Annotated in this window: 10 protein-coding genes; 4 read left to right on the top strand and 6 right to left on the bottom strand. The window is 72.6% G+C overall.

Features of this window, described 5'->3' with window-relative positions; genetic code table 11:
- The first annotated feature begins 53 nt into the window (after positions 1-53).
- Positions 54-860: an SGNH/GDSL hydrolase family protein gene (locus tag AB4Y76_RS12675; protein WP_441925754.1), complete on the top strand. Its 807-nt coding sequence runs from the start codon at positions 54-56 to the stop codon at positions 858-860.
- A 54-nt stretch (positions 861-914) separates the two neighbouring features.
- Here AB4Y76_RS12675 and AB4Y76_RS12670 read toward each other — a convergent pair whose 3' ends face one another.
- From AB4Y76_RS12670 to AB4Y76_RS12650, 5 genes are read right to left on the bottom strand one after another with little or no spacing between them, the layout of a single operon-like run.
- On the bottom strand, positions 915-1412 hold the full coding sequence (locus AB4Y76_RS12670; RefSeq protein ID WP_441925752.1) for a beta-class carbonic anhydrase: 498 nt from the start codon (positions 1410-1412) through the stop codon (positions 915-917).
- A gap of 26 nt (positions 1413-1438) precedes the next feature.
- A complete protein-coding gene (locus tag AB4Y76_RS12665) occupies positions 1439-2332 on the bottom strand; it encodes a sucrase ferredoxin (protein WP_441925750.1) in 894 nt (297 codons plus the stop codon).
- Entirely contained in the window at positions 2329-4092 is a 1764-nt protein-coding gene (locus tag AB4Y76_RS12660; protein ID WP_441925748.1) for an MFS transporter, read from the bottom strand. Before AB4Y76_RS12660 ends, AB4Y76_RS12665 begins: the two co-directional genes overlap by 4 nt.
- Positions 4089-4796, bottom strand: coding sequence for an LppX_LprAFG lipoprotein (locus AB4Y76_RS12655; RefSeq protein WP_441925746.1), 708 nt, complete (start codon positions 4794-4796; stop codon positions 4089-4091). Before AB4Y76_RS12655 ends, AB4Y76_RS12660 begins: the two co-directional genes overlap by 4 nt.
- A gap of 4 nt (positions 4797-4800) precedes the next feature.
- A complete protein-coding gene (locus AB4Y76_RS12650) occupies positions 4801-7275 on the bottom strand; it encodes a DNA gyrase/topoisomerase IV subunit A (protein WP_441925744.1) in 2475 nt (824 codons plus the stop codon).
- Positions 7276-7385: 110 nt separating this feature from the next.
- Between AB4Y76_RS12650 and AB4Y76_RS12645 the strand changes: the two genes are divergently transcribed.
- The 3 genes from AB4Y76_RS12645 to AB4Y76_RS12635 are packed head-to-tail and all read left to right on the top strand — an operon-like array spanning position 7386 to position 11898.
- The gene (locus AB4Y76_RS12645; RefSeq protein ID WP_441925742.1) at positions 7386-10109 is read left to right on the top strand and encodes a bifunctional acetate--CoA ligase family protein/GNAT family N-acetyltransferase; all 2724 of its coding nucleotides are present in this window, start codon (positions 7386-7388) and stop codon (positions 10107-10109) included.
- A 56-nt stretch (positions 10110-10165) separates the two neighbouring features.
- Positions 10166-10750: a DUF5998 family protein gene (locus tag AB4Y76_RS12640; RefSeq protein ID WP_441925740.1), complete on the top strand. Its 585-nt coding sequence runs from the start codon at positions 10166-10168 to the stop codon at positions 10748-10750.
- Positions 10751-10758: 8 nt separating this feature from the next.
- A complete protein-coding gene (locus tag AB4Y76_RS12635; RefSeq protein WP_441925738.1) occupies positions 10759-11898 on the top strand; it encodes an alkaline phosphatase family protein in 1140 nt (379 codons plus the stop codon).
- A gap of 11 nt (positions 11899-11909) precedes the next feature.
- Here AB4Y76_RS12635 and AB4Y76_RS12630 read toward each other — a convergent pair whose 3' ends face one another.
- Positions 11910-12566 carry a thymidine kinase gene (locus tag AB4Y76_RS12630; protein ID WP_441925737.1) on the bottom strand — a complete coding sequence of 219 codons (657 nt, stop codon included), beginning with the start codon at positions 12564-12566 and terminating at the stop codon, positions 11910-11912.
- Between the last annotated feature and the right edge of the window lie 15 nt (positions 12567-12581).

The following is a 12581-nucleotide window of genomic DNA, read 5'->3' as shown; positions in this document are numbered from 1 at the left end:
GAGTGTGATCCGGGTCACGCGGGGTGGCCTTCGCTCGCTCAAGGAGTTCTCGGATGACTCGTCGATCCCGTCTGCACGCCCTCACCGGTGTGGCCGCTCTGCTGCTCCTGCTCGCCGGCCTGGTCTCGGCCAGACCGGCGCACGCGGCGGGACCGTCGTACGTCGCGCTCGGTGACTCCTACTCCTCGGGCGTCGGCACCCGCAGCTACATCGGCGACGGCACGTCGTGCCAACGCTCGACCCTGGCCTACCCCTGGCTGATCGCGGCCGCCAAGGGCTACACGCTGACCTTCAAGGCGTGCTCGGGCGCGAAGGTCTCCACCGTCACGAGCAGCCAGCTGAGTGCGCTCTCGACCGGGACCCGCTACGTCACGATCTCGGTCGGCGGCAACGACGCCGGCTTCTCCTCGGTGCTCACCGAGTGCGCCCAGCCCGGCTGGGCCAGCAACTGCGACGGCAGGATCGACACCGCGCGGGCCTACATCACCAACACCCTGCCCGGGTCGCTCGCGACGCTCTACGCCAGCATCAGGGCGAAGGCGCCGAATGCGAAGGTCGTCGTGGTCGGGTACCCGCGGATCTTCAACGGCGAGGACTGCAACGCCGCCACCTTCTTCAGCCCGGCCGAGGAGACCCGGCTGAACCAGATGGCCGACCTGATCAACTCGAAGATCTCGGCGCAGGCCGCGGCGAAGGGCTTCACCTTCGCCAACCCGACCAGCAGGTTCGTCGGGCACGCGGTCTGCGACTCCCCGGAGTGGCTGAACGGCCTGTCCAACCCCGTCTCGGACAGCTACCACCCGAACAAGGCCGGGCAGGCGTCCGGCTACGTCCCGCTGGTCAGCCCGCTGCTCGTCTGAGCCGACCCCAACCCGACGCCGACGCCGACGCCGACGCCGGCGCCGGGCTGCCGGTCAGACGATCCGGTCGAGCAGCCCCGAGTCGACGTCGTAGATGAAGCCGCCGACCGCGACGGTGTCCGGGATCAGCGGGTGCGAGCGCACCTTCGCGACGTCGTGGCGCAGCGACTGCGGCTGGTCCTCGATGACGTGGAAGGCGTGCCAGGAGACGTCCTGACCGACGGCCGCGCCGATCCGCTCCTGGAGCTGCTCCTCGCTGGCCGAGGCCATCGCGCACCGGGTGTGCGGGACCACCAGGATCCGCTCCACCTTGAGCAGGTGGACGCCGAGGACGAGCGCCTCGAGGGCTGCCTCGGTGACCCGGCCGCCCGGGTTGCGGAAGATCTTCGCGTCGCCCGGCTTCAGGCCGAGCATGCCCAGGGGATCGATGCGGGAGTCCATGCAGGTCACGATCGCGATGCCCGCGTGGGCGACGCCGTCGAAGCCGGAGAGGGTGAAGTCGGCGGCGAACTCGCGGTTCGCGGCCAGCAGGTCGTCGAATTCGGTGCTCACGCCAGCGAGGCTAGTGCAGTCGTGGGTCAGCGGACGACGGTGGCCGCATAGCGAGTCACCGGCTTGGCCGGCTTGCCGCACGACTCGGGGCGCTCGCCCTCCTCGGACCGCCTCACTGCGACCCACCAGCGCCGGCCGTCGCGGTGGCGCACCGACCAGGCGTCGACCTCGGGGACCACGTCGAGGTCGTCCAGGCCGAGGATGCCCTCGGTGCGACGGACGTGCTCCTCCGCGACCTGCGCGCCGGCGGAGAGGTGCGAGCGGCCGCGGTAGCCGGTGAGGACGAGCTCGCCCCGCGACGCGGCCTCGATCAGCGGGGCGCCGTCCAGGACCCGGCCGTGCAGCACCCCCGCCGGCAGCAGCACGGTGGTCGCCGCGAGCCGGTGGCCGGAGGTGTGGGTCACCTCCCACACCTGGTCCGGGTACGCCGCCGCCGCGGCCGTCGCGACGGGTCGGCCGAGCCGGGCGCAGCAGGTGTCCCGGGTCCCGTTGGTGCACACCAGGAGGTGCGGCTGCCCGGTGGGCTCCACGCCGGGCAGCGAGCGCCGTACGGCCTCGATGTCACCGGCAGCCACCGCGGCCCAGTCGAGGTCGAGCAGAGCCTCCGGGGCAGCGACCGTGCCGCTGAGCAGCCAGGTCCGCCCGGGGACGACGTACGCGACGAGCACGTGCCGGCGGGTGGAGGTGCCCGGGTCCGCGTGCCGCCCGGTACGCCGGATCAGGGACGGCCGGACGCCGTGCTCGCCGGCGGCGGTCTCGATCGCCTTCCCGAGCACGGGGTCCAGGTGCGAGTCGGTCCACGCCTTCGCGCCCCACGGCCCGTTCTGCTCCAGGCAGACCCAGGCGACGGCGTCCGGCGCCGACCCGATCAGCGGCTCGTCGACGGCGGCGCTGGCGGCGCTGCACGCGGGCTCGATCATGCACTCACTCCTACGAGGACGGACGCGGCCCGGGTGGGTGCGTTGCGGAACAGCAGCAGCGCGAGCACGGCCGCGGCCAGCGCGCACCCGGCCGCCCCGACGAAGATCGCGTGCAGCTGCTCGACGCCGGCACCCTGGAGCAGGTCGGAGTAGGCGTCGCAGCGGCTCTTGCCGTCACAGACCTCGGTCGGCGCCGGGAAGTCCGCGGAGACGGCGTAGTAGCGGCGCAGCCCGAGCGTCGTGAGCGCCGAGATCCCGACCAGCATGCCGACCATCCGGCTGACCACGAGCAGCGCGCTGGTGACGCCGTGGACGGCGTCGTCGGTGCAGGCCAGCAGGGCCGCGTTCACCGGGGCGAGCGCCAGCCCGAACCCGAGCCCGGTCAGCGCCAGGACAGCGCTGGACGACAGGTGGTGCAGCGCGTCGACGTCCCACCGGCTCATCGCCCAGAAGCCGACCGCGGCGGCCACCATGCCGGTGGCCGCGACCGCGCCCGCGGGGAACGCCCGGGTCAGGTAGCCGCCGAGGACCGCGCCGATCGGCAGCGCCACCAGGAACTCGACCAGCACCAGCGCGGCCTTGACCTGCGAGTCGCCGTAGATGCTGACCCGGGCGAAGACCGGGATGTCGACGAGCGCGGCGATCAGCGCCGAACCGACCAGGAAGCTGACCACCAGCGCGCCCCAGGCCGGCCGCTGCGCGAACGACCCACGCGGCACCAGCGGGGAACGCGCCCGGCGCTGGTGGAGCACGAAACCGACGGTCGAGAGGGCCGCGACAGCCAGGTACCAGGGGCCGGCGGGGGAGAAGACCTGGACCTCCGGGTCCGCGGACGCGAACGCGAGGATGACCCCGCCGAGCGCCACCGCGAGCAGCAGCGCGCCGAGCAGGTCGGCCTGCCGGGCGCTCGCGCCCCAGTCGCGCAGGTCGAGGAACGGCTGCGGCGCCAGCAGCAGCCAGGCCACCAGGGCGCACCCGAGGCCCGCGGCGACCAGGCCCAGCGGGGACCACCAGACCGAGCCGGTCAACCCGCCGCCGTCGCCGAACGGGACGAACGGCCCGCCCCAGTCGACGGAGGTGACCAGCCGGTCCGGCTGCCGCATCACCAGCAGCAGCGCCGCCAGCCACAGGCCCAGCAGGGTGAGCCCGACCAGGTCGGCGCGGCGCCGGGGCCCGGGTTCCCGGCCGGTGGCGCCGCGGCGGTGCAGGGCCGCGATGCCGGCGGCCAGGACCAGCCCGACCGCCAGGTTGATCCAGAAGATGTCGCGCCAGGTGCCGAAGACGAGCACCACCGCGCCGTACAGGGGCCCGAGCACGCTGCCGAGCTCCTGCACCGCGCCGACCACGCCGAGCGGGACGCTGCGGCGTTCGGCGGGGTAGATGTCGGCGACCAGGGCCAGCGTCACCGGGACCAGCCCGCCGCCGCCCACGCCCTGCAGGAAGCGGCCGAGCACCAGGCTCGGCAGGTCGTACGCCGCCGCGGTGACCAGCGAGCCGAACGCGAAGACGAGCAGCGACGCGGTCAGCACCGGGATCCGGCCGCGGAGGTCGGCGATCCGCCCGATCAGCGGGAGCATCGCCACGTAACCGAGCAGGAAGCCGCTGATGATCGGTGCCGCCCGCTGCAGCTCCTCGACGCTGAGCCCGACCGAGCCCATCATCTCCGGCAGCGACAGCACCACCACGTAGGTGTCGGCCGCGGCGAACGCGACCGCCACCGAGGCGAGGGCCAGCAGCGGCCCCGGACGCGGTCCGGTCACGGCGCGGTGACGGTGACGGCTTCGTCGTAGTCGGTGAACACCAGGTCGTAGGTCACGTCGCCGGAACCGGAGAAGAAGTCGCCGGTGACCTTGAGCGTCGCGATCCGGCCGTCCTCGTCGATCCCGACCACGACCTGGTAGGTCCCGGACGCGTCCGCGCTCGGGATGATCGGCGCCACCAGGTCGCCGGGCAGCGTCCCGGAGTAGGTGGTGATCACCTGCTTGCCGACCCGCTTCTGACCGGTCTCCTTCAGGTCCTCGATCTTGAGGAGCAGTCCGGAGATGCCCGTGTCCGGGTCGACGAACCCGGCCGGGTCGGGGGCGCCGTAGGCGCTCGGGTCGATCGCCGCGAACTTCGGCGTCAGCGGGATCTTCGCGTAGACCTTGCCGTCGACCGCGACCACCGGGATCGTCGTGTTGAAGCCGCTGAACAGCACCTTCACGTCGCCCTTGAAGGCGGGCTGGTCGGTGAGCGTGCCGTTCGCCCCGAGGACGGCGTTGCCCTCGGTCGGCAGCGAGTCGGTGGCCATCGCCAGGTGGACGCTGGAGGCCTCGTCGAACTGCTTCTTCGCCGCCGTCATCACGGCCTGCGGGTCCGCGCCGCCCTTCTTCTCCGACGAGCCGCCGCAGCCGGCCACCGCGACGGACATCGCGGCGACCGCGACCAGGGCGGCCGCGGCGCGACGGGTGCGGGTCAGGTTCATGCGCCTAGCCTCCCACGACGCCGTCGGCCGGCCTGTGCGCGACCGGGCCGGCGCAGGCGACGATCGGCTGGCTGGCCGGCGTACCGGAGCCGTCGCGGCGGCCGTCGGCCTCGGGCAGGTCGACCGGGGCGCCGCTGGCGGCCGCGGCCCGGGCGGGAGCCTGACCCGCCCACGCGAACACCAGGGTGTCCTCGCCCTTGAGGAAGCGGTGGCAGYGGACGCCGCCGGTCGCGCGGCCCTTGGCGGGGTACTCGGCGAACGGGGTGACCTTGACCGCGCCGGACTCCGTCCCGGGCAGGGCGGTGCTCGCGCCGGAGACGGTGACCACCACCGCGTCCTCGCCGTTCGTGATCGCGCCGAACCAGGAGACCGCGGCGCCCGGCCCGAGCTTGATGCCGGCGATGCCGCCGCCGGAACGGCCCTGCGGCCGGACCCCGTCCGCACCGAAGTGCAGCAGCTGCGCGTCGTCGGTGACGAAGCAGAGGGTCTCCTCGCCGGTGACCAGCTGGACGGCGCCGACCACGCGGTCGCCGTCCTTGAGGGCGATGAGGTCCCAGTCGTCCCTGTTGCTCAGGTACTCCTGGTTGACCCGCTTCACCACCCCCTGTGCGGTGCCGAGCGCCACGCCCTGGGCGTCGGGGTCGAAGCTCATCAGCGCCAACGGGCGCTCGTCCGCGTCGAGGGTGAGGAACTCGCCGACCGGGGCGCCGCCGGACAGGTTCGGGTGGTTGGCGGTGGCCGGCAGGGCCGGGACCTCCAGCACGCCGAGCTTGAGCACCCGGCCGGCACTCGTCACGACGCCGACCTCGCCGCGCGCGGTGGTGCGCACCGCGGAGACGATCACGTCGTGCTTGGCGCGCCCGCCGCCCTCGCCGACCGGGTCGTCGCCGGTGGTCCGGGCGAGCAGCCCGGTGGAGGAGAGGTAGACGTGGCACGGGTCGTCGGCCACCTCCAGCGGTGTGGCCGTCGCGGTCGCGGAGACGCCGGAGCCCTCCAGCAGGACGGTGCGCCGCGGGGTCCCGTAGGTCTTGGCGACCTCGGCCAGCTCGTCGGAGACGACCTTCCGCAGCGCCTTCTCGTCGCCGAGGATCTCGTCCAGGCCCGCGATCGTGGCGAGCAGCTGGTCCTTCTCCTTGTCGAGCTCGAGCTTGGAGTACTTGGTCAGCCGGCGCAGCGGCATGTCGAGGATGAAGTTGGCCTGGATCTCGGAGAGGTCGAAGACCGACATCAGCCGCCCGCGCGCCTCCTCGGCGTTCTCGCTGGCCCGGATCAGCTGGATGACCTCGTCGATGTCGAGGATCGCGAGCAGCAGGCCCTCGACCAGGTGCAGCCGGTCGGCGGCCTTGCCGCGCCGGAAGGTCGACCGGCGGCGGACGACTTCGTAGCGGTGGTCGAGGAAGACCTCGAGCATCTGCTTGAGCCCGAGGGTGCGCGGCTGGCCGTCGACCAGGGCGACCGCGTTGATCCCGAAGGAGTCCTCCAGCGGGGTGCTCTTGTAGAGCTGCTCCAGCAGCGCCTCGGGGTGGAAGCCGTTCTTGACCTCGATGACCAGGCGCAGGCCCTTCTCGCGGTCGGTGAGGTCCTTCACGTCCGCGATGCCCTGGACCTTCTTGGCCTGGACCAGCTTCTTGATCGCCTCGATCACGCGCTCGGTGCCGACGCCGTACGGCAGCTCGGTGACCACGATGCCCTTGCGGCGGGCGGTCACCGACTCGATCCTCGCGGTCGCCCGCATCTTGAACGAGCCCTTGCCGCTGTCGTAGGCGTCCCGGATGCCGTCGAGGCCGATGATCTTGCCGCCGGTCGGCAGGTCCGGGCCGGGGATGAACCGCATCAGCGCGTCCAGGTCGGCGTTCGGGTGGTTGATCAGGTGCCGCAGCGCCTGGACGACCTCGACCAGGTTGTGCGGCGCCATGTTGGTCGCCATGCCGACCGCGATGCCGGTGGCGCCGTTGACCACCAGGTGCGGGATCGCCGCCGGCAGCACCGAGGGCTCCACCTCGCGGCCGTCGTAGTTGGGCCGGAAGTCGACGGTGTCCTCGTCGATGGTCGCCGTCATCGCGACCGCGGCCGGCGCCATCCGGCACTCGGTGTACCGCATCGCGGCCGGCGGGTCGTCGGGCGAGCCGAAGTTGCCGTGGCCGTCGATGGTCGGGACCCGCAGCGACCAGGACTGGGCCTGGCGGACCAGGGCGTCGTAGATCGCCGTGTCGCCGTGCGGGTGGAACCGGCCCATCGTCTCGCCGACGACGCGGGAGGACTTCACGTGGCCGCGGTCGGGGCGCAGGCCCATGTCGTGCATCGAGTAGAGGATCCGGCGCTGCACCGGCTTCAGCCCGTCCCGGGCGTCCGGGAGCGCGCGGGAGTAGATCACCGAGTAGGCGTACTCGAGGAAGCTGGCCCTCATCTCGTCGCCGACGTCGATGTCGACAATGTGTTCCTCGAAGTCCTCGGGCGGTGCAGGTGTACGACGGGCCATGGCGGGCATTCTCGCAACAGCGGGGGACCATCCGGCGCAGGGGCACGCCAGAGCGCCCCGACTGCGCTGCCGGACACCTGCCCGTTACCTGCGCCCGGTACATTTCCATCGTGACGCCTGCCGATCCCACGCCAGCCCCAGCGGAGAGCGGAGGCCGCGACTACCCGGCCCACTGGGAGGCCGACGTCGTGCTCCGTGACGGCCGGACCGCGCACATGCGCCCGATCGTCCCCGAGGACGCCGAGGCCCTGGTCGAGTTCTACGAGCAGGTCTCCGACCAGTCCAAGTACTTCCGGTTCTTCGCCCCGATGCCGACGCTGTCGGAGCGTGACGTCCGCCGGTTCACCCAGGTCGACCACCACGCCCGGGTCGCCTTCGTGCTCACCGTCGCCGAGAAGATCCTGGCGGTCGCCAGCTACGAGCTGCTGCCCTCCGGCGAGGCCGAGGTCGCCTTCCTGGTCCAGGACGCCCACCAGGGCCGCGGGATCGGCCAGCTGCTGCTGGAGCACCTCGCGCAGGCCGCCCGTGAGCGCGGCGTGCACCGGTTCACCGCCGAGGTGCTCCCGGACAACCAGCGGATGCTGCAGGTCTTCTACGAGCAGGGCTACCAGGTGGCCGGTGGCTGGGACGAGGGCGTGATGCACCTCGAGTTCGACATCGACCCGACCGACACCGCGATCGGGGTGATGTCCGCGCGCGAGCACCGCGCCGAGGCGGCCTCGATCGAGGCGTTCCTGAGCGCCCGCAGCGTCGCCGTGATCGGTGCCTCGCGGCGCTCGGACACGATCGGTGCCGCGCTGGTCCGCAACCTCGTGCTCGGCGACTACGCCGGCCGGGTCTACGTGGTCAACCCGACCGCCGACGCGGTGGCCGGCATGCCGGCGTACGCGCGGGTGGGGGACATCCCCGGCGACGTGGACGTCGCGATCGTCGCGGTCCCGGCCGACGCGGTGCAGGACGTCGTGCTCGACTGCGCCGCCAAGGGAGTGCACGGCCTGATCGTGATCTCCTCCGGCTTCGCCGAGACCGGCGAGGACGGCCGGCTCCGGCAGCGCCGCCTGGTCGGCCTGGCCCGCTCCTACGGCCTGCGGCTGATCGGCCCGAACGCGCTCGGCGTGATCAACACCGCCTCCTCGATCTCGCTCAACGCCTCGCTGTCGCCGATCATGCCGCCGCGCGGCCGGGCCGGCTTCTTCTGCCAGTCCGGCGCGCTCGGCTCGGCGATCCTGGAGAAGGTCCAGGGCCGCGGCCTCGGCCTGTCCACCTTCGTCAGCGCCGGCAACCGTGCCGACGTCTCCGGCAACGACCTGCTCCAGTACTGGGAGGAGGACGACGCCACGGAGGTCGTGCTCCTCTACCTGGAGTCCATCGGCAACCCGCGCAAGTTCTCCCGGATCGCGCGCCGCGTCTCCCGCAACAAGCCGGTGATCGCGGTCCGCTCGGGCCGCACCACCCAGGGCGTCCCGATGGGCCACGTGGTGCGCAGCATCGAGGCGCCGCAGGCCGCCGTCGACGCCATGTTCAAGCAGGCCGGCGTGATCCAGGTCGACACCCTGGACGAGATGTTCGACGTCGCCCAGCTGCTCGCCCACCAGCCGCTGCCGCGCGGGTCCCGGGTCGCGGTCGTCGGAAACTCCGACGCGCTCGGGCTGCTCGCCGCCGACGCCGCCGCGGCCAGCGGGCTCGAGGTGACCCGGTCGGTCGCCCTGGGCGTCGAGGCAGGTGCCGAGGACTTCGAGGACGCGCTCGACGAGGTGATCGACGACGCGGACGTCGACGCGGTCGTGGCCATCTACATCCCGCCGCTGAACGCCGGTGGCGCCGACGTCGCGAACGCGCTCGCCGCGGTCGCCGAGCAGTCCGACAAGCCGATGGTCTCCACCTTCCTCGGGCGCGAGGGCGTTCCCGAGCTGCTCCGGGTGCCCGACCTGGCCGGCAACACCGCCGGCCGCGGCTCGGTGCCGTCGTACCCGGCTGTCGAGCAGGCGGTCCGCGCGCTCGCCCGCGTCGTCGAGTACGCCGCCTGGCGCGACCGGCTCGCCGGGGACGACGAGGTCCCCGCGGACATCGACCACGACGCCGCGGCCCGGATGCTCACCCAGCTGCTCATCGAGCACCCCGAGGGCCGCGACCTGTCCTTCGAGGAGATCCAGGAGCTGCTCGGCCACTACGGGGTCGTGCTCTGGGACCGGTTCCCGGTCGAGGACGCCGAGGCGGCGGTCCGGGCGGGCGCCGCGCTCGGCTGGGACGTGGTCCTCAAGGCGACCGCGGAGCCGCTCCGGCAGCGGCCGGACCTGGCGCACGTGTGGCGCAACATCTCCGACGCCGACGAGATGCGGCACGCCTTCGACTCGCTGACCCGGATCGTGCCGCCGGGCCTGGTCCCGGGGTTCGTGGTGCAGAAGACCGCGCCGCCGGGGGTGCCGGTCCGCATCGACGGCTTCGAGGATCCGTTGTTTGGCCCGGCGGTCTCGTTCTCGGTCTCCGGCGCGATCACCGAGCTGGTGGGGGACAAGGCCTACCGGATCCCGCCGATCTCCGGCGCGGACGCGGCCGAGGCGGTCCGCTCGATCAAGGCGGCGCCGCTGCTGTTCGGGCACCGCGGCAGCGACGTGGTCGACGTCGAGGCCGTCGAGGAGCTGTTCCGCAGGGTCGCCTACCTGAAGAACGACCTGCAGCAGGTCAGCTCGATCGACCTGAGCCTGGTGCACGCCACCCCGGAGGGGGTCCTGGTGCTGGACGCCGCGGTCCGGGTCGAGCCGGTCGTGGACCCGCGCTCGGACTGGTTCACGCGCAAGCTGACCTCGGCGCCCGGGGACACCGCGGCGGACTGAACCGCTGTTCGGCGGTCCCGGTTCGCGGCCGCGGGGCGCGTGACAGACTGACGCTCATGTCGCTGTCGACCAAGGACCACTCCGACGAGCTGGCCGCCGCCATCGAGCAGACCGGGTACTACCCGGCCGTCGTCCGCGGCGGGGTCTCGTCGGCGGTCGCGGGGGAGCAGGTGGTCTCCTTCCTGGTGCACCACGAGCCGACCATCGACCGGGACGAGGTCCGCCGGCACATCACCGTGGTCGTGCTCACCCCGACGCGGCTGATCCTCTGCCACACCGACGAGCACGCCCCCGACGACCTGCTTCCGCAGCCCTACACCTCGACCTCGACCGAGGCGGTCAAGCTGAACCAGGTGAAGTCCGTCGTGGTCAACCGGATGGTCGCGAACCCGGCCCAGGTCACCTCGGAGGTCCCGGCGCCGGCCGAGGCCGTGCTGACGATCGGCTGGGGCGGCATCAACCGGGTCGACCTCGAGCCTGCGGTCTGCGCCGACCCGCAGTGCGACGCCGACCACGGCTACACCGGCGTGGTCGCTTCCGACGACTTCTCGCTCCGGGTGAGCTCGGCGGCCGACGGCCAGTCGGCGGTGGACCGCCTGCTCCAGTTCGCCGAGACCCTCTCGGCCAGCACCCAGCTCTGAGGCCGGCGGTGCAGGACCAGGCCCCGACGGGCGCGCGCGCCTTCGTCGAACCGGCGTACGGCGACCGCTCGCTCGGCGACGTGCTGCCCGCGATCGCGGCCGCGCTCGGCGTGGACGTCGGGTTCCACCGGACCTCGCTGGTGCTCCCTCCGGCCCGGGCCTACGTGGTCTTCCTGGTCGACGGGCTCGGCCACCGGCTCGTCGCCCAGCACGCCGAGCACGCGCCGTACCTGCACGCGCTGCTCAACGAGCCGGGCGTGGCCGGCGTACCGTCGACGACCGCGACCAGCCTGACCTCGCTGGGGACCGCGCTGACCCCGGGCCAGCACGGGCTGGTGGGCTTCACCTCGCGGATCCCGGGCACCGAGAAGCTGCTGAACGCGCTCCTCTGGGACAAGCAGGTCGTCGATCCGGCGGAGTGGCAGCCGAACCCGACCGCCTTCGGCAGGCTGCGCTCGGCGGGCGTGCACGCGACCGTGGTGAGCAAGCGCGAGTTCGCGGACTCCGGGCTGACCCTGAGCGGCTTCCGGGGCGCCGAGTTCGTGGGCGCGGACAAGATCGGCGAGCGGATCGCGGGCGCGGTGACCGCGTCGGCCGAGCTGCCCTCGGTCACCTACGTCTACGACGGCGACCTCGACTGGACCGGGCACCGCTACGGCGTCGACTCGCCGCAGTGGCGGGCGCAGCTCTCCGCGATCGACGCCAGCGTGGAGCAGCTGCGCGAGGCGCTGGACCCGGGGGTGCGGCTGGTGGTCGTCGCCGACCACGGCATGGTGGACAGCCCGGCCGAGGCGCGGATCGACGTCGACGAGCACCCGGACCTGCGGGCGGGGGTGCACCTGCTCGGCGGCGAGGCGCGGTTCCGGCACCTGTACTGCTCCAGCGGGGCCATCGACGACGTCCTGGCCACCTGGCGGGAGCTGCTCGGCGCCCGCGCCACCGTGCTGTCCCGCGACGAGGCGATCGAGCGTGGCTGGTTCGGCACCGTCGTGCCCCAGGTCCGTCCCCGCCTCGGCGACGTCGTCGTCGCCGCCCAGGGCGACCACACCCTGATCAGCACGGCCGACTTCCCCTACGAGAACATGCTGATCGGCTTCCACGGCTCGCTGACCGCGGTCGAGATGGAGATCCCGATCCTGATCTGCTGAGCCAGGACCGCTCAGCCGGAGAACGGCAGCGGCTCGGAGACCATGCTGACGGCGCGGGCGCGGGCCGCGGTCATCCGGCGGCGGTGGTGCTGGCGGCAGAGGACCTCGTAGGCGACCTCGGCCGGCGCCTTCTCCTTGTCCTCGACGTCGCCGACGACGATCACCTCGCCCTCGGTGACCATCTCGCCGTTCTCGGTGCGGGCGTTGTGGGTGGCCGTCTTGCCGCACCAGCAGAGCGCCTCGACCTGGAGCACGTGGGTCCGGTCGGCGAGCTCGACGAGCCGCCGCGAGCCCTCGAACAGGTGGGTGCGGAAGTCGCTGAGGATGCCGAACGCGAACACGTCGATCTGGAGCTCGTCGACGACCCGGGCCAGCTGCTCGATCTGCTCGCCGGCGTAGAACTGGGCCTCGTCGCAGATCAGGTAGTCGATCCGGGCCCCGTGGGTGAGCGCGTCGACGACGTAGCGCCAGAAGTCGAAGTCCTCGGTCACCTCGAGCGCGACGTGCTCGAGCCCGAGCCGGGAGGACAGGATCGCCTCGCCCGCACGGTCGTGCGTGGTGAAGATACGGCCGATCCGCCCACGGGCGGCGTGGTTGTGGTTCGTCTGCAGCGCGAGCGTGCTCTTCCCGGAATCCATCGTGCCGGTGAAGAATTGGAGTTCAGCCATCGGGGAAGATGATCG

The organism is Marmoricola sp. RAF53 (assembly GCF_052114005.1).
Classification (GTDB): domain Bacteria; phylum Actinomycetota; class Actinomycetes; order Propionibacteriales; family Nocardioidaceae; genus Marmoricola.
The sequence above is the reverse complement of the archived record's forward strand: the minus strand, read 5'-3'. Positions and strand labels throughout refer to the sequence as shown.

Excerpts from the sequence above, each read along its gene's own strand:
- AB4Y76_RS12655 (WP_441925746.1), bottom strand. The coding sequence starts at position 4,796 with ATGAACCTGACCCGCACCCGTCGCGCCGCGGCCGCCCTGGTCGCGGTC.
- AB4Y76_RS12665 (WP_441925750.1), bottom strand. The coding sequence starts at position 2,332 with ATGATCGAGCCCGCGTGCAGCGCCGCCAGCGCCGCCGTCGACGAGCCG.
- AB4Y76_RS12630 (WP_441925737.1), bottom strand. The coding sequence starts at position 12,566 with ATGGCTGAACTCCAATTCTTCACCGGCACGATGGATTCCGGGAAGAGC.
- AB4Y76_RS12640 (WP_441925740.1), top strand. The coding sequence starts at position 10,166 with ATGTCGCTGTCGACCAAGGACCACTCCGACGAGCTGGCCGCCGCCATC.
- AB4Y76_RS12675 (WP_441925754.1), top strand. The coding sequence starts at position 54 with ATGACTCGTCGATCCCGTCTGCACGCCCTCACCGGTGTGGCCGCTCTG.